Origin of the sequence: Pseudomonas sp. LAMO17WK12:I10 (assembly GCF_900215185.1) — a bacterium.
In the GTDB taxonomy this organism is placed as follows: Bacteria; Pseudomonadota; Gammaproteobacteria; order Pseudomonadales; family Pseudomonadaceae; genus Aquipseudomonas; species Aquipseudomonas chlororaphis.
Map to the genome: position 1 here is coordinate 177,872 of NZ_OBDX01000006.1, position 17,080 is coordinate 194,951.

The 17,080-nt window shown below is 64.9% G+C and carries 14 protein-coding genes; 8 read left to right on the forward strand and 6 right to left on the reverse strand.

Features of this window, described 5'->3' with window-relative positions; genetic code table 11:
- Window positions 1–31 precede the first annotated feature (31 nt).
- Complete coding sequence (locus CRO75_RS09710) at window positions 32–1,111, forward strand: endonuclease/exonuclease/phosphatase family protein (RefSeq protein ID WP_097135094.1); 1,080 nt, start codon at window positions 32–34, stop codon at window positions 1,109–1,111.
- Between the two features lie 136 nt (window positions 1,112–1,247).
- Here CRO75_RS09710 and hrpB read toward each other — a convergent pair whose 3' ends face one another.
- Window positions 1,248–3,779 (reverse strand): ATP-dependent helicase HrpB, encoded by a 2,532-nt coding sequence (gene hrpB / locus CRO75_RS09715; protein ID WP_097135095.1) that lies wholly within the window; start codon window positions 3,777–3,779, stop codon window positions 1,248–1,250.
- A 117-nt stretch (window positions 3,780–3,896) separates the two neighbouring features.
- Between hrpB and CRO75_RS09720 the strand changes: the two genes are divergently transcribed.
- A complete protein-coding gene (locus tag CRO75_RS09720) occupies window positions 3,897–4,316 on the forward strand; it encodes a polyribonucleotide nucleotidyltransferase (RefSeq protein WP_097135096.1) in 420 nt (139 codons plus the stop codon).
- A gap of 31 nt (window positions 4,317–4,347) precedes the next feature.
- The gene (locus CRO75_RS09725) at window positions 4,348–5,244 is read left to right on the forward strand and encodes a cation diffusion facilitator family transporter (RefSeq protein ID WP_007927055.1); all 897 of its coding nucleotides are present in this window, start codon (window positions 4,348–4,350) and stop codon (window positions 5,242–5,244) included.
- Here CRO75_RS09725 and CRO75_RS09730 read toward each other — a convergent pair.
- On the reverse strand, window positions 5,238–6,236 hold the full coding sequence (locus CRO75_RS09730; protein ID WP_097135097.1) for a DUF6515 family protein: 999 nt from the start codon (window positions 6,234–6,236) through the stop codon (window positions 5,238–5,240). The genes CRO75_RS09725 and CRO75_RS09730 overlap by 7 nt on opposite strands.
- Window positions 6,237–6,680: 444 nt before the next feature.
- Between CRO75_RS09730 and CRO75_RS09735 the strand changes: the two genes are divergently transcribed.
- On the forward strand, window positions 6,681–7,160 hold the full coding sequence (locus CRO75_RS09735; protein ID WP_009045772.1) for an Lrp/AsnC family transcriptional regulator: 480 nt from the start codon (window positions 6,681–6,683) through the stop codon (window positions 7,158–7,160).
- A 213-nt stretch (window positions 7,161–7,373) separates the two neighbouring features.
- Window positions 7,374–7,583: a DUF2788 domain-containing protein gene (locus CRO75_RS09740; RefSeq protein ID WP_007927060.1), complete on the forward strand. Its 210-nt coding sequence runs from the start codon at window positions 7,374–7,376 to the stop codon at window positions 7,581–7,583.
- Here the strand turns inward: CRO75_RS09740 and CRO75_RS09745 are convergent.
- The 4 genes from CRO75_RS09745 to CRO75_RS09760 form a co-directional block, all read right to left on the reverse strand.
- Complete coding sequence (locus CRO75_RS09745) at window positions 7,578–8,219, reverse strand: pseudouridine synthase (RefSeq protein WP_097135098.1); 642 nt, start codon at window positions 8,217–8,219, stop codon at window positions 7,578–7,580. The two genes, CRO75_RS09740 and CRO75_RS09745, sit on opposite strands and share 6 nt — an antisense overlap.
- Window positions 8,220–8,289: 70 nt before the next feature.
- The gene (gene amn / locus CRO75_RS09750; protein WP_162235144.1) at window positions 8,290–9,762 is read right to left on the reverse strand and encodes an AMP nucleosidase; all 1,473 of its coding nucleotides are present in this window, start codon (window positions 9,760–9,762) and stop codon (window positions 8,290–8,292) included.
- Window positions 9,763–9,903: 141 nt separating this feature from the next.
- Window positions 9,904–11,553 (reverse strand): acyl-CoA dehydrogenase family protein, encoded by a 1,650-nt coding sequence (locus tag CRO75_RS09755; protein WP_097135099.1) that lies wholly within the window; start codon window positions 11,551–11,553, stop codon window positions 9,904–9,906.
- 75 nt (window positions 11,554–11,628) lie between these two features.
- Window positions 11,629–14,010, reverse strand: a complete 2,382-nt coding sequence (locus CRO75_RS09760) for a hybrid sensor histidine kinase/response regulator (protein ID WP_097135100.1) — start codon at window positions 14,008–14,010, stop codon at window positions 11,629–11,631.
- A 292-nt stretch (window positions 14,011–14,302) separates the two neighbouring features.
- Here CRO75_RS09760 and CRO75_RS09765 point away from each other — a divergent pair, with 292 nt between their 5' ends.
- From CRO75_RS09765 to hemL, 3 genes are read left to right on the forward strand one after another with little or no spacing between them, the layout of a single operon-like run.
- The gene (locus CRO75_RS09765) at window positions 14,303–15,100 is read left to right on the forward strand and encodes a hydroxymethylpyrimidine/phosphomethylpyrimidine kinase (protein ID WP_097135101.1); all 798 of its coding nucleotides are present in this window, start codon (window positions 14,303–14,305) and stop codon (window positions 15,098–15,100) included.
- Between the two features lie 17 nt (window positions 15,101–15,117).
- The gene (gene thiE, locus CRO75_RS09770) at window positions 15,118–15,735 is read left to right on the forward strand and encodes a thiamine phosphate synthase (protein WP_097135102.1); all 618 of its coding nucleotides are present in this window, start codon (window positions 15,118–15,120) and stop codon (window positions 15,733–15,735) included.
- Between the two features lie 24 nt (window positions 15,736–15,759).
- Window positions 15,760–17,043: a glutamate-1-semialdehyde 2,1-aminomutase gene (hemL, locus tag CRO75_RS09775; protein WP_009045779.1), complete on the forward strand. Its 1,284-nt coding sequence runs from the start codon at window positions 15,760–15,762 to the stop codon at window positions 17,041–17,043.
- Window positions 17,044–17,080 lie beyond the last annotated feature (37 nt).

Consider the following 17,080-nt stretch of genomic DNA (forward strand, 5'->3'; position numbering starts at 1 on the left):
GCTCAATCCAGCAACGCCATAAGCCGAGCCGATGCCCCGTCTATTTCGCTTCATTCTCCTGGGCCTGCTGATCAGCGCAGGCCTGTTGTCAGCCCTGGTCTACAGCCTGACCTGGCGCCCCGACGCCAAGGAGCCGCTGCCGGTCGCCTGCACGGGCAAGGTGCCCAGCCTGGTGGCGGGCCAGGCGCTGAAGGTGATGACCTGGAACGTGCAGTACCTGGCAGGCAAGCGCTACGTGTTCTGGAACGACCAGGCCCGGGGGCCGGACGAGCGCCCGACCCCGGAAGACATGGCCTTCAGCCTGGACGAAGTGGCCCGGGTGATTCGCGATGAACAGCCGGACATCGTGCTACTGCAGGAGCTGGACGACGGCGCCAAGGCCAGCGACTACCAGGACCAGCTCAAGTTGCTGCAGGAACGCCTGACCGACCTGTATCCGTGCAGCACACAGGCCTTCGACTGGAAGGCCGACTTCGTACCCTCCCCGCACATCTTCGGCAGCGTCGGCCGGCAACTGGCGACCTTGAGCCGCTACCGCATCGAACACGCCGAACGCCTGCAATTGCCGGTGCCCGAGGCCAATCTCCTCAGCCGCCAGTTCCAGCCGAAAAACGCCGTGCTGGTGAGTTACCTGCCGTTAAGCGACGGCGGGCAGATGGCAGTGCTCAACACCCATCTGGAGCGCGCGAGGAAACCCGACGACACCCTGCAAGCCCAGGTAAACGCGGTCACCAGGATCCTCGACCGCTTCGAAGCCCGTGGCACGCCCTGGCTGATCGGCGGCGACTTCAACCTGCTGCCCCTGGGCCAGTACCAGCGGCTCGCCCCCGAGCAACGCACGCCCTACTCCGCCGACAGCGCGTTGCACACGCTCTGGGACAAGTACCCGATGATTCCCACCAACAACGAGGCCAGCGGCATCGACCGCGCCCTGTGGCTGACCCACTACCCCAACGACCCGGCCCTGAGCGGCCCGGATCGCACCGTCGACTACCTGTTCCACAGCCCCCGGCTCAAGCGGGTCGAGGCCCAGGTACGGCAGGACGACACCCTGCGCATCTCCGACCACCTGCCACTGATCGCCCGCTTCCTGCTGCCCGCCGCGTTGTAGCCGCTGCCGCAGGCTGCGATCGGCTTGGGCGGCATTCCGACGCAGCGGACGCAAAACCGGAGTCCGCGTCCTGACATGAACCGGATGGCGAGCGCTACGCGCTCGATCGCAGCCTTCGGCAGCGGCTACACACTGGTTACTTGCGCGGCTTGGCGCGGGCCGTGGCTTCGGCCACCAGCGGGTCGTCCGGCCAGTAGTGTTTCGGGTAACGGCCCTTGAGGTCCTTCTTCACCTCGGCGTAGGTGCTGCGCCAGAAGTTCGCCAGGTCCTGGGTGACCTGCACCGGCCGCCGCGCCGGGGACAGCAGGTGCAGCTTGACCACCTGCCGGCCACCGGCGATCCGTGGTGTTTCCGCCAGGCCGAATAGCTCCTGCAGGCGCACCGCGAGAATCGGTGGCTGCTCGCTGTAGTCGAGGCGGATCGACGAGCCGGACGGCACCGTCAGGTGATGCGGCGCCAGCTCGTCCAGGCGCTGCGGCAACGGCCAGGGCAGCAGGCTGTGGACAATGCTGGCCAGTTCCAGGTTGGCGAAGTGGCTGAGGCGCGAAACCTTGCCCAGGTACGGCAGCAGCCAGCTTTCCAGGCTCTTGAGCAGCGCCGCGTCACTGACGTCCGGCCACTGGCTTTCGCCCTTGGCCTCTAGATCGAGCTGGCGCAACAAGGCCACCCGGGCCTGCCACTGACGCAGCTCCGGGGTCCAGGGCAACAGTTCCAGGCCCTTGCGCCGCACCAGATTGACCAGCGCCTGGCAGCGCGCCGCCTCGTCCAGGCCGGTCAGCGGCTCGCGGCTGAGCACCAGTTCGCCGACCTTGCGCTGGCGCTCGGCGCGCAACACCCCTTCGCGCTCGTCCCAGTCAAGCTGATCGACGCAGCGCACCTGCTCGGCCAGGACCGAGTCAAACAACGCTGGGTCGAAATCCGCCGCCAGGTAGATACGCTCTTCCCGCTGCCCCTGGCGACTGCCCAGGTCGGCGATCACCAGCCAGGGTTGCTTCATCAGGCTGTCGGTCTCGCTGAACAGCGCCGCGCGGCCGTTGGCCAGCCGGTATTCGGCGCCGCCGGGACGACGCTGCTGGGCGACCCGATCCGGATAGGCCAGCGCCAGCAAGGCGCCCAGCCAGCGCGGGTGGTCCGGGTCCGCCACCGCCTGGCTTGGCTGGCCGCGCAGATAACCACGGTACTGTCGGGCCAGTTGCCGAGCCCGCTGGACCCCGCCCTGGGCGCCACGGGCCACGCGCTCTTCGCCGGACAGCAGCACCAGGCGGCTATGCAGGTCGGCACCGCCGCCACGCAGGATGTCGCGCTCGCCGAGCAAGGCGGCGACGTCGCAGGCCATGTTCGCCAGCCCCAGGGCCTGGCCCCGCAACAGCAGATGGGCAATGCGCGGATGGGCCGGCAACTCGGCCATTGCCTGGCCATGAGGTGTCAGCTTGTAGTCCTCGCCAGCCTTGGCCGTCAGCGCTCCGAGGCGTTCGAGCAGATCCTGGGCCTGGGCATAGGCCGTGCCGGGCGGCACATCCAGCCACACCAGTTGCGCCGGTGTCACACCCCAGCGGGCCAGCTGCAGGGCCAGGCCCGCCAGGTCCGCCTGGAGAATCTCCGCGCTGCCATAGGCCGCCAGTTGTTCGTGCTGGTCCTGGGACCACAGGCGATAGCACACGCCCGGCTCCAGGCGCCCGGCCCGACCGGCACGCTGGGTGGCGCTGGCCCGGGAAATACGCTGGGTGTCGAGACGGGTCATGCCACTGCCCGGGTCGAAACGCGGCACCCGCGCCAGCCCGGCATCGACCACCACGCGCACGCCGTCGATGGTCAGGCTGGTCTCGGCGATATTGGTCGCCAGCACCACTTTGCGCTTGCCCGGCGGGGCCGGCTCGATGGCCGCGCGCTGCGCGGCCAGGTCCAGTTCACCGTGCAGCGGACAAAGCAGAATCTCCGGGCGCTCGCCCAGGGCGTCGGCCAACTGCTGATGCACCCGGCGGATCTCGGCCTGCCCCGGCAGGAACACCAGGACGCTGCCGCTTTCATCGTTCAGCGCTTCAAGAAGGGTCTGCACCAGCCGGGGCTCGATGAACTCGCCCGGCTGGAAGGGCCGCCCCCAGCGCACATCGACCGGGAACATACGGCCTTCGCTGCGCAGGATCGGTGCGTCGTCCAGCAGCCCGGCCAGGCGCTCGCCTTCCAGGGTCGCCGACATCAGGAGGATTTTCAGCGGCTGCTCGTCGCGGAACAGATCGCGGCCATTGAGGCTCAAGGCCAGGGCCAGGTCGGCGTCGAGGCTGCGCTCGTGGAATTCGTCGAAGATCAGCAGGCCAACGCCTTCCAGCGCCGGATCGTCTTGCAGGCGGCGGGTCAGGATCCCCTCGGTAACCACCTCAATGCGGGTATTCGGGCCGACCTTGCTATCCAGACGGATGCGGTAGCCCACGGTTTCGCCGACCTTTTCCCCCAGCTCGCTGGCCAGCCGCTCGGCCGCCGCCCGCGCCGCCAGGCGCCGCGGTTCGAGCATGAGAATGCGTTGTCCGGCCAGCCAGGGTTCGTTCAACAGGGCCAAAGGCACGCGTGTGGTCTTACCGGCGCCGGGCGGTGCTTCGAGCACGGCCTCGTGGCGTGTCGCCAGGGCTTCACGCAGGGCGGGTAAAACTTCATCAATTGGCAAAGAATTCATACTGGCTCCCAAACAGAGGCGCGAGTATAACGGCGAACTGCCTGGCGTTAATCACGGTCTGAATTCATACCGGCAACGCTTCAGCCTTGCTCTTTCGTGTCTGTTCAGGAGATTTACATGCGTATTCCTTTCCGCATCATCGGTGGCGTCCTGGTTGCCACCCTGCTGACTCAGCTCACCGCCTGCGGCTCGATCTTCTTCCCCGACCGGCGCGGCCAGATCGACGGCAAGATCGACCCGCTGGTAGCCGTGCTCGACGCCGTGGGCCTGCTGTTTTATGTGATCCCGGGGCTGATCGCCTTTGGCGTCGACTTCGCCACCGGCGCCATCTACCTGGAACCGGGCAAGACCGCGCAGGTCGACCCGCACAAGCTGCAGCAAGCCATAGGCGCCGACGGCCAGGTCGATAACCACAAGTTGCAGGCTATCCTCGAAAGCGAGCTGGGCCGCAGCTTCCCTCTGGACGATCCACGCCTGATCCAGCACAAGGGCAGCACGCAGCAGCTGGCCCTGTACGGTCTGCAACCGGCAGCCTGACCCTCGCGTTTCTTGAAGGAACAAGCCTTGTATGAGCAGTAGCCCGGAACACGCACGCCTGTTGCGCCTGGCCACCCGCGCCTCGCTGGCGGTGGCCAGTATCCTGATCGTGGCCAAGGCCATCGCCTGGTGGCTGAGCGGCTCGGTCAGCCTGCTGGCCGGCCTCACCGACTCGCTGCTCGATGGCGCCGCGTCGTTCCTCAACCTGCTGGCCGTGCATTACGCCCTGCGCCCGGCCGACGAAGACCACCGCTACGGCCACGGCAAGGCCGAATCGCTGTCGGGCATGGCCCAGGCGCTGTTCATCGCGGTGAGCGCGGTGCTGATCGGGGTACAGGCCGTCGAACGCCTGCAGAACCCCGAACCGTTGGGCGCGCCCTGGATCGGTATCGGCGTGATGCTGTTGTCGCTGGCGCTGACCGTGGCGCTGCTGATGGTGCAATACCGGGTGATCCGCGAAACCGGCTCCACCGCGGTACGCGCCGATTCGCTGCACTATCGCTCCGACCTGCTGCTCAATGGCAGCATCCTGCTGGCGCTGGTGCTGGCCAGTTTCGGCTGGCAACAACTGGACGCCTGGTTCGGCCTGGCGATTGCCGTCTACATCCTGTGGAGCGCGATCCAGATCGCTCGGGAAAGCGTGGCGGTGCTGATGGATGAGGAACTGCCGCCCGAGGTCAGCCAGCACATGCTGGAACTGGTATGCGCCGTGCCCGGGGTACTCGGCGCCCATGACCTGCGCACGCGGATTTCCGGCAACCACTGGTTCGTGCAACTGCATCTGGAATTACCGGGGGAACTGACCCTCTCGGTGGCCCACGGCATCAGCGATCAAGCCGCCGAGGCGATCCATGCGGCCTATCCGCGGGCCGAGGTGCTGGTGCACGCCGACCCGCAGGAAGCGGTGCTCGCCGCCCGGGCTCAGTAAGTCACCTGATAGCCGCGCGAGCTCAGGCAACCGCCCTGGGCCTGGCGGTAGGTCTGGACCACCTGCGGCGCCGGGGGATAGGTCATCGCCGCCGGGTCGAAGCCGCTCTGCTGCACCGCCCAGCGATAACAGTCGTAGCGGTCCTGATTGATCTGCTGCGGGCTCTGCCCGCTGACCGGGTAGGCCAGCACGTTGTAATCATTGCCGGTCTGCGGCGGCGGGCTGGCCACCGGCGGCTCGACCACTACGTACTGCTGGGTACTGGCCTCGTAGCTGTAGTAGGCGCCCGCGGCCAGGAAGAACAGCGCGCTGCCGATCCATACCTCGCGCGCGTAGTCCGGCAGGTAGGCCACGCGAATCCCGTAGGGTGGGCGCACCACAACGTAACGCGGCCCCTCTGGGCGGTACCAATAGCCGCCGGAGAAGTAATAGTCCCGGCCGCGATAAGGCACACGGTCATGCCGGTCCGGAAAACGATCGATCACGTAACCCGGCCGATATTGCGGGCCCGGCCCCCAGCCATTGCCCCGACCCTCCGGACGGCCCGGCCAGCGATAGTCGTAGGGACGCGAGCCCGGCCCACCGGCCTGCCAATGCGGGTTGTAGTCGTTGCGGCGCGGGATGTCCTGGTAATAACCCTGGCGCGGTTCCTGGGTCTGGCGGACGGTATCGGGGCGGCCCTGGATCGGCAGGTTGGCGGACGGCTGAGCCTGTCGTTCCCGCCCTTGATCATTCGGCCCGTGGTTCTGCCAACGCCCGTTCTCGACGTTGCGCTCGAACTGCTGGCTGTTGTCGCCGCGAATGATTTCAGTCTGCGGGCGCGACTGATGGCTTTCGCCTCGCCCCTGGCCGTTTCCCGGATACCCGTCGTCACTGCGCTGGCCGCCATTGGACCAACCACGGCCGTCATTGCGGTCATCGGCAAGCCCCTGCGCACTGACGCTCACACAGAGCAAACCAACACCTGCCAAACGCCAGATGCGCGATTTCATGCTATTCCTCACTACGGATGGGGGGCCTGTAGATAAGACTGGAAAAGCCCAGGCCGGTTCTGCCACAGGTTATCAGTCGCAACACTTATTTATTGAGGCGCCACGGGATATTTCCTGGCATGCAGGCAATAAAAAAGGGGGACCCGTCGGTCCCCCTTTGAGAATTTCGTCCGTGCTCGACGCTTATGGCGCCGGCTCACCTCACGCCGTCTTCTGGACAGTGTGTAGCCCGGGGGCCGGCTCAACCCTGTGGGATTGGCGGCCGCGGCAGGCCTGATTCGGCGGGCCGCAGTGGACTCTATGTCCGGGCAGTGATTCTGGTGATAAGAATAGGCCTGGCGCGCCGACAGAGGATTGCGAAGATTGCTCTAATAAACATGACTTGCGCAATTTTTAACCCAGGATAGATAATATCGCGCAATAGTTATTAAAAAGGCCTGTCCCATGAGCAAACTCGACCGATACGACCTCAGCATTTTGGCGGAATTGCAGCGCGACGCCCGCATCTCCAATCAGGAACTGGCCGAACGTATCGGCCTGTCGCCTTCGCCGTGTTCGCGTCGGGTCAAGCAACTGGAAGACGACGGCTACATTTCCCGCCAGGTCGCCCTGCTGGACCGCAAGATGCTCGGCCTGAGCCTGACCGCCTACGTGCTGATCGGCATGGACCGCCACACCCCCGAGCGTTTCGAGAACTTCGAGGCGGCGATCCGCAGCCTGCCGCAGGTCCTCGAATGCAGCCTGGTGACCGGGATGGACGCCGACTACCAGCTCAAGGTGGTGGTGCCGGACATGGATCACTACCAGAAACTGCTGCTCGGCCATCTGACCCGCATCGAAGGCGTGACCAGCGTACGCTCCAGCTTCGTGCTCAACCAGGTGCTCAACAGCACCGAACTGCCGCTGACTCACCTGCGCAACTGAGCGCTATCTCTTCTGTAGGAGCGAGCTTGCTCGCGATAGAAATGTCCGGCCGCAACCGATGTATGGCCTGGAATATTTATCGCGAGCAAGCTCGCTCCTACAAGGACATGCAGAGCCTGTGACGACGAAGCGCACCTGGATCAATGCCCGGCCGCGGCCCCTTGGCGTATACTCGCCCCCGCCTTTTAGCCTTGCCCGCGCTGGAGATGTTCGATGGATCCTGCAGTATTCGAAGAGTGGATGATGACCGGCCTGGTGACCATCCTGATCATTTTCATGGCCTTCATCGTCTGGGATCTGGCGAAGAAGTCCAAGGCCGGACGCTTCGGCTCGTTCATCCTGTTCTTCGTCCTGGGCCTGGGCGTGGCCGCGTTCATTATCAAGAGCGTGGTGATCGGACTGATCGAATCCGGCGCCTTATAAGCGCGCCGGAACCTCCTTCCACTGGCCCTGGTCGAGCCCTTCGATTGTCCAGTCGCCGATCCTGACCCGCACCAGGCGCAATGTCGGCAACCCCACGGCAGCGGTCATGCGCCGCACCTGGCGATTGCGCCCTTCACGAATGATCAACTCCAGCCAGCTGGTGGGCACGCTCTTGCGAAAGCGCACCGGCGGGTTGCGCGGCCACAGCCGTGGCTCCTCCAGCTGCCGGGCTTCGGCCGGCAGGGTCATGCCGTCATTCAATTCCACGCCATCGCGCAGACGCTGCAATTGCTCAGCCGTGGGCTCGCCTTCCACCTGTACCCAATAGGTCTTGGCCAGCTTGTGCCTGGGGTCGGCGATGCGCGCCTGTAGTTGGCCGTCGTTGGTCAGCAGCAGCAAGCCTTCGCTGTCGCGGTCCAGGCGACCGGCCGGGTAGATGCCGGGTATCGCGATGAAGTCCTTGAGGGTCGCCCGCCCTTCGCCATCGCTGAACTGGGTCAGCACATCGAAGGGTTTATTGAACAGGATCAGCTTCGGCTCGGCCGGTGGCGCTTTGGCAACTCGGCGCGGCGCAGAGGAAGACGAAGGACTCTTCACGCCAGGGCGGCGGGAAGCGGGACGCGGAGGACGAGACATGGCGGACAGAACATCTAACGGTCAGGGCCGACCATGCTAGTGGCCCGACCGTTAAATGACCATCCCGCGATCAGCGGAACGGCGGCTCGTCGAAGCTGCGCAGCTTGCGCGAGTGCAGCGAGTTGAGCTCGGTGCGCAGCAGATCCACCGCGGCGATACCGATCTTCAGGTGCTGGCTGACCGCGCGCTCATAAAAAGCGTTGGCCGAACCCGGCAGCTTGATTTCACTGTGCAGCGGCTTGTCCGAGACACACAGTAAGGTGCCGTACGGCACCCGCAGGCGATACCCCTGGGCGGCGATGGTGCCACTTTCCATGTCCACCGCCACGGCGCGGGACAGGTTGATCAGCGGACGCTCCTGGGCCCAACGCAATTCCCAGTTACGGTCGTCGTAGGTCAGCACGGTGCCGGTGCGCAGGCGTTTTTTCAGGTCGTCGCCCTTCTCGCCGGTGACGTTGGCGGCTGCCTGCTGCAACGCCAGCTGCACTTCGGCCAGGGCCGGAATCGGAATGTTCGGCGGCACCACGCGATCGAGAATGCCGTCGCGACGCATGTAGGCGTGAGCCAGCACATAGTCACCGATGGTCTGCGACTGCCGCAGGCCGCCGCAGTGGCCGATCATCAGCCAGCAGTGCGGACGCAATACCGCCAAATGGTCAGTGATGTTCTTGGCGTTGGACGGACCGACGCCGATGTTCACCAGGGTCACGCCGTGGCCGTCGCTGGCCAGCAGGTGATAAGCCGGCATCTGGTAGCGGTGCCAGACCACCCCGGCGGCGATCGACGAGGCTTCGCCGTGATCCATACCCTTCTCGATGATCACATTGCCCGGCAGGACCATGCGCACGAACCGCGGATCGCTGCGCAGTTGCTCCAGGCCGTGGGTGATGAACTGGTCGACATAGCGGTGGTAGTTGGTCAGCAGGATCCAAGGCTGCACATGACGCCAGTCGCTGCCGGTGTAGTGCACCAGGCGGCGCAGGGAGAAATCCACCCGCGCGGCATCGAACAGCGCCAGGGGCAGCGGATGGGTGTTTTCCCAATCGTACAGCCCGTCGGCGATGCCATCGGTGGCGGCGGACAGGTCGGTGCTGGGGAACACCCGCGCCAGCACCGCGGCGGTGACGCCGGAACCGGCCAGTTCATCGCCCTGCTCGACCACGTACGGATACGGGATGTTCTGCTCGCTGACGCCCACTTCCACGGTCACGGTGAAGTCGTGCATCAGAGGCACCAGCTGTTCCAGCAGGTACTTACGGAAGGCGGCGGGATGGGTGACCGTGACGCTGTAGGTGCCCGGCAACTGGACCTTGGCGTAGGCCCGAGTGGTCTGTGGGACTTCGCCCTGGCAGAGATAGGTCAGGCGCAATTCCGGGTAACGAAACAGGGCGCGCTGTTCGGCGTCCGGTTCGACACGATCCTTGAGGTAACGCTTGAGCGCCTGGCTCAGCGACGTGGTGGCCCGCTCATGCAAAGCGGCAAGCCGGTCCACGGCTTGCTCGGCGGTTTGAACGACAATAAAAGCTTCGGTCACGGTAAGCATCCTGTGTTCTGATCTTGCAGGCCTTCATCTTGCCTGCAACGCCGTCTCACGGGAACAGCGGAATCGCCCGGACCGTCAGGTTCTTGCTCGCGATCCCCAGCGCGAACAAGAACCGGGCGCGCCCTCTCGCCTATGGATTGATCAGAAGCCTGTCGGGGTGGAGCGCGCGACTATCGCCTCCACATCCAGCCCTCGCGGCAAGGTGCCGTAGACCCTTCCTGCCGAACCCAGGCGACTGGCGATAAAGGCATCGCTGACCACCGCATTGCCGGCTTCCAGCAACAGCTTGGCCTGCAGGCCCAGGGCGATGTCCTCGGTCAACTGGCGGGCGCGGTACTGAATGTCGTCGGTGTCCTGGAAGGCGCCTTTCAGGTTGGCGATATGCGCGGCCAGGCGCCTGTCGCCATGGCCATCGCCCAGCTCGGCGAACAGCACATCGAGCACGCCCGGCTCCTTGGACAAGGCGCGCAGCACATCCAGGCACTGCACGTTGCCGGAACCTTCCCAGGTCGAGTTGACCGGCGCTTCGCGGTACAGCCGCGGCAGAATGCTCTCCTCGACATAACCGGCGCCGCCCATGCACTCGGCGGCCTCGTTGATCATTGCCGGGGCCCGCTTGCAGATCCAGTATTTGCCCACCGCCGTCACCAGTCGCGAGAACATGGCTTCTTGCGGGTCATCCAGGTTATCCAGCGCGCGGCCCATGCGCAGGCTCAAGGCCAGCACCGCCTCGCTTTCCAGCGCCAGGTCGGCCAGTACGTTCTGCATCAAGGGTTGCTCGCTGAGCACACGCCCGCCCACCAGCCGATGGGCACAATGATGGGCGGCCTGGGTCAGCGCCTGGCGCATCAGCGAGCTGGAACCGACCATGCAATCGAAGCGGGTCATGGCGACCATTTCGATGATGGTCGGCACGCCACGTCCTTCTTCACCGATCATCCACGCCAGGGCCCCACGGAACTCCACTTCGCTGGAGGCATTGGAGCAGTTGCCGAGCTTGTTTTTCAGGCGCTGGATATAGAACTGGTTGCGGCTGTCGTCCGGACGATGGCGAGGCAACAGGAAGCAGGTCAGGCCTTTTTCGGTCTGGGCCAGGGTCAGGAAGGCGTCGCACATCGGCGCCGAACAGAACCATTTGTGGCCCACCAGCTCATAAGCCTGCCCCGGCCCCGTAGCGCCCACCGGATACGCCTTGGTGGTGTTGGCGCGCACATCGGTACCGCCTTGCTTCTCGGTCATCGCCATGCCGATGGTGACGCCGGCCTTGTGGGCCATGCCGACATTGCGCGGGTCATATTCGGTGGCGAGGACTTTCGGCAGCCATTGTTCGGCGAGATCCGGCTGCAGCTTCAACGCCGGCACACAGGCGAAGGTCATGGTCAGCGGGCAACCGCTGCCGGCCTCGGCCTGGCTGTGCAGATAGGTCATGGCGGCGCGCGCGACATGCGCCCCGGATTGCGGATGAGCCCAGGGCAAGGACGTCAGGCCGTGCTCGATGGCGGTGCGCATCAGCTCGTGATACGCCGGATGAAACTCCACCAGGTCGAGGCGATGCCCGTAACGGTCATGGCTGGTGAACACCGGTTTGTTCTGGTTGGCCAGGAACCCCGCCTCCATCAGCGGCCCACCGGCCAGAGCACCGTAGGCGTCGATCCGCGCTTCGGCCCAACCAGCGCCGAAACGCCGTGCCCACTCCTGCAACGGCAGATCGATTCGATAGAGGTTGGTACCGTCCAGGGAAGGTGGCTGGTTGGTGACTTCGTGGGTCTCGGCGAACTGGTGCAGGTTCATGTCGGGGCTCCTTGAGGGGTGTGCCAGAACCTCAGTTAAGCACCCCCTCCCGACCGAACAAAGTGGCATACCCGCCTAAATGCCGGCGCTTTCGCCCTGTTCCGAGACCAGCACCCGACGCGCCAGAACAGCTTGCAGCTCCTCGAATTTCACCGGCCAAGAGAGGTAATCGAGCAGGCGGCGCTCAGCCTCCACAGCGCGCGCCGAGGCCGACACCAGCAGCACCGGCAAGCCGGCGCAACCCGGCATGCCGCGCACCTGATCGCACAGCTTGAGCGCCTCGGCCTGCTCGATCTGGCAATCGAGCAGCACCGCATCCACCGACTCCCGGCGCAACAACGCCAGCGCCCCGCGAGCGTTCTCGGCCGTGCGTACCTGATAACCCAGCTTGAGCAACATGCCGCGGATCACCAGTTGATTGATGCTGTTGTCATCCACCAGCAGCACGCTGCAATCCTGCGGCATGCGCCGGACGGCGCGGACCCGCAGCGCCGGCAGGGAAGCCATCGGCTGCTCGCCGTCCACATCGAAGGTCACCTCCAGGCGGAAACAGCTGCCACGCCCCGGCTCCGATTCATGGGTCAGATGGCCACCCAGCAGATCCACCAGTTGCCGACAGATCGCCAGCCCCACGCCCAGCCCGCCATATTCACGGGTCATCGAACCATCGAGCTGGAAGAAGCGCTGGTACAGCGAGGCCTCATCGAGATTGACGAAACCGATGCCGGTGTCGATCACCGCGAAGGTCAGCGCCACCCGCCCGGTTGCCACCGGCTTGCCAGTCACTCGCAGGACCAGGCCACCCACCCGGGTGAACTTGATGGCATTGTCCAGCAGGCACTCCAGGCACTGGCTCAACTTGCCGCGATCGCCCAGCAGTCGATCGGGCAGCCCGGCGGCCAGGTCGACATCGAAGCCCAGCCCCTTGGCCGAGGCGTTGGCGCAAAACTGGCCCAGCAAGACATCGAGCAGCGAACGCAGGCTGAAACTCTCATGCTGGGCGCTGAGCTTGCCGGCCTGCAGTTCGGTCAGGGTCAGGATGCCATTGACCATACGCATCATGTCCCGGGCCGAACCGGCGGCAGTCTGCTGGTATTGCTCCAGCTCCGGATCGAGATCGACGGTCTGCATCAGCTCCAGGGAACCGATCACCCCATTCATCGGCGTGCGCAGTTCGTGGGTCAGGGTGGCGAGAAACTCATCCTTGAGCCGGTTGCTGTGGGCCAGCTGCTGGTTGAGCACTTCGAGCTTCTGCCCGGCATCGAACAGGGTCTGCGCCTGCTGTTCGCGCATCGAGTTGATGCGGTCGGCCAGGGCCAGCGACAACAGCGCCACCTCGATGGCCGAACCGATCTGGCTGGAATACATGGTCAGGAACATGTTCGGCAGATAACCCAGCACCATCAGGGTATTGATGATCCCGCCCACCAGGAACGCCGACCAGGCGATGATGAAGTAACGCGCCACGCGCATGCCGCGGCACCAGGCGACGATGCCGGAGACGAAGATCACCACGGTAAAGATCAGCGCCAGGGCCGTGGCCAGACGCAACGCCAGGGCGTAGCTGGTCATCAGCGACAGGGCCACCACCACGGTGCTGCACAGGATCAGCACCAGCAGCAGACGATCGACCCAGCGGCTGTGGCTGGCGGTCTGCAGGAAACTGCGGGCGAACTGACTGCCGAACAGGGCCGCCGCGCCAATGAAAAACGGCGTCGCCGCGTTGGCCCACCACGGGTTGTCCGGCCAGAAGTACTCCACCGCGGCGCCGTTCACCGACAGTTGGTACAGCCCGAACGAGGCGATGTAGAGGATGTAATAGAGGTAACTGGTGTCGCGCACGCTCAGGTAAATGAACAGGTTGTAGACCAGCATCCCCAGCAGCACGCCGTAGATCAGGCCGAGTACATACAGGCGCACCGGCTGCGCCTCCAGGTACGCCGTGCTGGACCAGAGCGTCACCGGCGCCTGGACCGAGCCCTGGCTCTGCAGGCGCAGGAACAGGGTCTTTTGCTCGTAGGGCGCAAAACTCAGGTCGAACAGGTAATTGTTCTGGCGGATCTGCCGGCTGTCGAACGGCAAGGCATCGCCGGTGCGCTGGGCCAGACGGTAGCCACCGGTTTCATCGGGCACATACAGCTCCAGATGATCGAGCGGCGGATAGGCCAGCTCCAGCAGCCAGGTGTGTCGTATGGAAGGGTTGGCGGGACGGTAGCTGAGGTGGATTTTCAGCCAGAATGCCGAGCGGGAGTAACCGGCGTTGAGGGTGGCCTTGTCATGGGTCTTGAAACTGCCGGCCATCACCGCTGCGCTGACATCCGCGATCGTTGCCTGACCACTTGCGTCTTCAAACACCTGCATCACCCGACCCAAGGGCAGGCTTTGGGTGAACTCGTCGAACTCGACCGCGCCAGCCAGCATCGGCAAGCTCAACAGCAACATCAGCAAATAGCGCATAAAGCCCCAGCGTGGCTTGTCCGGTTATGTCAGGAAGCCCCCCATTTCCCTTTGAGTAGACGTAAAACCGGCATTACCTGTTATTGGTTTGGATCCACTCTAGCATAGCCGTTGATGGCCAATGAACACCACCAAAAACTTTAGTTTAAAGGCTCTAGAACGGGCGTTTCAGCGCTATCCATTGATCTAGAGCTGTTGCCTCGGTCAACTTGCCGGGAAGGCGGAAAAACCAGCTCCGGCCAACACGCGAGGGGCCGTGCAAAAAAGACGTTTGGTGGTAAGCTCGCGCACCATGAATATCTACAGCTCTCGCCCCGTTGTCCTCTGTCTCTCCGGCCACGACCCCAGTGGCGGCGCCGGCCTGCAGGCAGATATCGAAGCCCTGCTCGCCCAGGGTTGTCATGCAGCTCCTGCTGTGACTGCGCTGACCGTGCAGGATACGGTCAACGTCAGCGACTTCCGTGTGCTGGATCGCGAGTGGGTGCTGGCCCAGGCCAACGCCGTACTCAACGACTCCACGGTCGCCGCGGTCAAGCTGGGCATGCTCGGCTCGCTGGAAATGGTCGACACCGTGGTCGAGCTGTTGCAGGCGCATCCGCACCTGCCGATGGTCTGCGACCCGGTATTGCGCGCCGGCGGCGGCGGGCGCCTGGGCAAGGACGAGGTCGGTTACGCCATGCGTGAACGCCTGCTACCACTGGCGACCATCGCCACCCCGAACCTTCCGGAAGCACGAATCCTCGCCGAGTTGCCCGAAGGCACTGCGGACCAGTGCGCGGAAAGGCTCCTGCCGTTCGTCAAACACCTGCTGATCACCGGCGGCCATGGCGACGAGCATGAAGTGCATAATCGCCTGTACAGCCGCGACGGCAGCCGTCACACCTACACCTGCCAGCGGCTGCCGGGCAGTTATCACGGTTCCGGTTGCACCCTGGCCAGCGCCCTCGCCGGACGCCTGGCCCAGGGCGAAAACCTGGCCAGCGCCGTGAAGTCGGCCCTCGATTACACCTGGCGCACCCTGCGCGACGCCGAGCAACTGGGCCAAGGCCAGTTCGTACCGCGCCGCCTGCCGCTGGACTTCTGCTCGTAAGCCATGAGGCTCGCTCGATGAAACTACGTGGTCTGTATGCCATTACCGACAGCCAACTGTTGACCGGCAAATTCCTGCAGTACGTGGAGGCGGCGCTCGACGGTGGCGTGACCCTCCTGCAATACCGCGACAAGAGCAGCGACGAGGCCCGCCGTCTGCGCGAAGCCGAAGCCCTGCACAGCTTGTGCGAGCGCTATAAGACACAACTGATCATCAACGACGACGCCGAGTTGGCCGCGCGCATTGGCGTCGGCGTACACCTGGGCCAGACCGACGGCCCGCTGACTCCGGCCCGTGCCCTGCTCGGCCGCCAGGCGATCATCGGCTCGACCTGCCACGCGCAGCTGGAGCTGGCCGAGCAAGCCGCCAAGGAAGGCGCCAGCTATGTCGCCTTCGGGCGCTTCTTCAATTCCAACACCAAGCCCGGCGCGCCGACGGCCAACCTGGAGTTGCTGGACCAGGCCCGCGCCCGGCTGCACCTGCCGATCTGCGCGATCGGCGGCATCACCCTGGAGAACGCCGCGCCGCTGGTCGCCCATGGCGTCGACCTGCTGGCCGTGGTCCATGGCCTGTTCGGCGCCGACAGCGCCCAGGAAGTGACCCGCCGTGCCCGCGCCTTCAACGCCCTCTTCTAACCGCTGATTTCCGAGAGTCCGATCATGTCTCGTTCCGAAACCCTGTTTGCCAATGCCCAGAAACACATCCCCGGTGGCGTGAACTCGCCCGTGCGTGCGTTCAAGAGCGTGGGCGGCACGCCGCTGTTCTTCAAACACGCCGAAGGCGCCTACGTCACCGACGAAGACGACAAGCGTTATGTGGACTACGTCGGTTCCTGGGGGCCGATGATCCTTGGCCACAGCCATCCGGATGTGCTGGACGCGGTGCGCAAGCAGCTGGAACACGGTCTGTCCTACGGCGCCCCGACCGCCATGGAAACCGAAATGGCCGACCTGGTCTGCTCCATCGTGCCGTCCATGGAAATGGTGCGCATGGTCAGCTCCGGCACCGAAGCGACCATGAGCGCGATCCGCCTGGCCCGTGGTTTCACCGGCCGCGACAGCATCATCAAGTTCGAAGGCTGCTACCACGGCCACTCCGACAGCCTGCTGGTCAAGGCTGGCTCCGGCGCGCTGACCCAGGGCGTGCCCAGCTCGGCCGGCGTACCGGCGGCCTTCGCCAAACACACCCTGACCCTGCCGTTCAACGACATCGACGCGGTCGAGAAGATGCTCGCCGAAGTCGGCCAGGAAGTGGCCTGCATCATCGTCGAGCCAGTGGCCGGCAATATGAACTGCGTGCCACCGGCGCCGGGCTTCCTCGAAGGCCTGCGCAGCCTGTGCGACAAACACGGCGTGGTGCTGATCTTCGACGAAGTGATGACCGGTTTCCGCGTCGCCCTGGGCGGTGCCCAGGCGCACTACGGGGTGACCCCGGACCTGTCCACCTTCGGCAAGATCATCGGCGGCGGCATGCCGGTGGGCTGCTTCGGCGGCAAACGCAAAATCATGGAACACATCGCGCCGCTGGGCCCGGTCTACCAGGCTGGCACCTTGTCGGGCAACCCGCTGGCCATGGCCGCCGGCCTGACCACCCTGCGCCTGATCAGCCGCCCGGGCTTCCACGCCGAGCTGAGCGACTACACCAGCCGCCTGCTCGACGGCCTGCAGCAACGTGCTGACGCCGCCGGCATCCCGTTCGTGACCACCCAGGCGGGCGGCATGTTCGGCCTGTATTTCAGCGGCGCCGACGATATCGTCACGTTCGACGATGTGATGGCCAGCGATGCCAACCTGTTCAAACGCTTCTTCCACCTGATGCTCGAAGGCGGTGTCTACCTGGCCCCGAGTGCCTTCGAAGCCGGCTTCACCTCGATCGCCCACGGCGACGCCGAGCTGAAACTGACCCTGGACGCGGCCGAACGCGCTTTCGCTGCCCTGAAGTAACCTTCCCCGCCAAACCGGCGCCACACTTGCTGGCGCC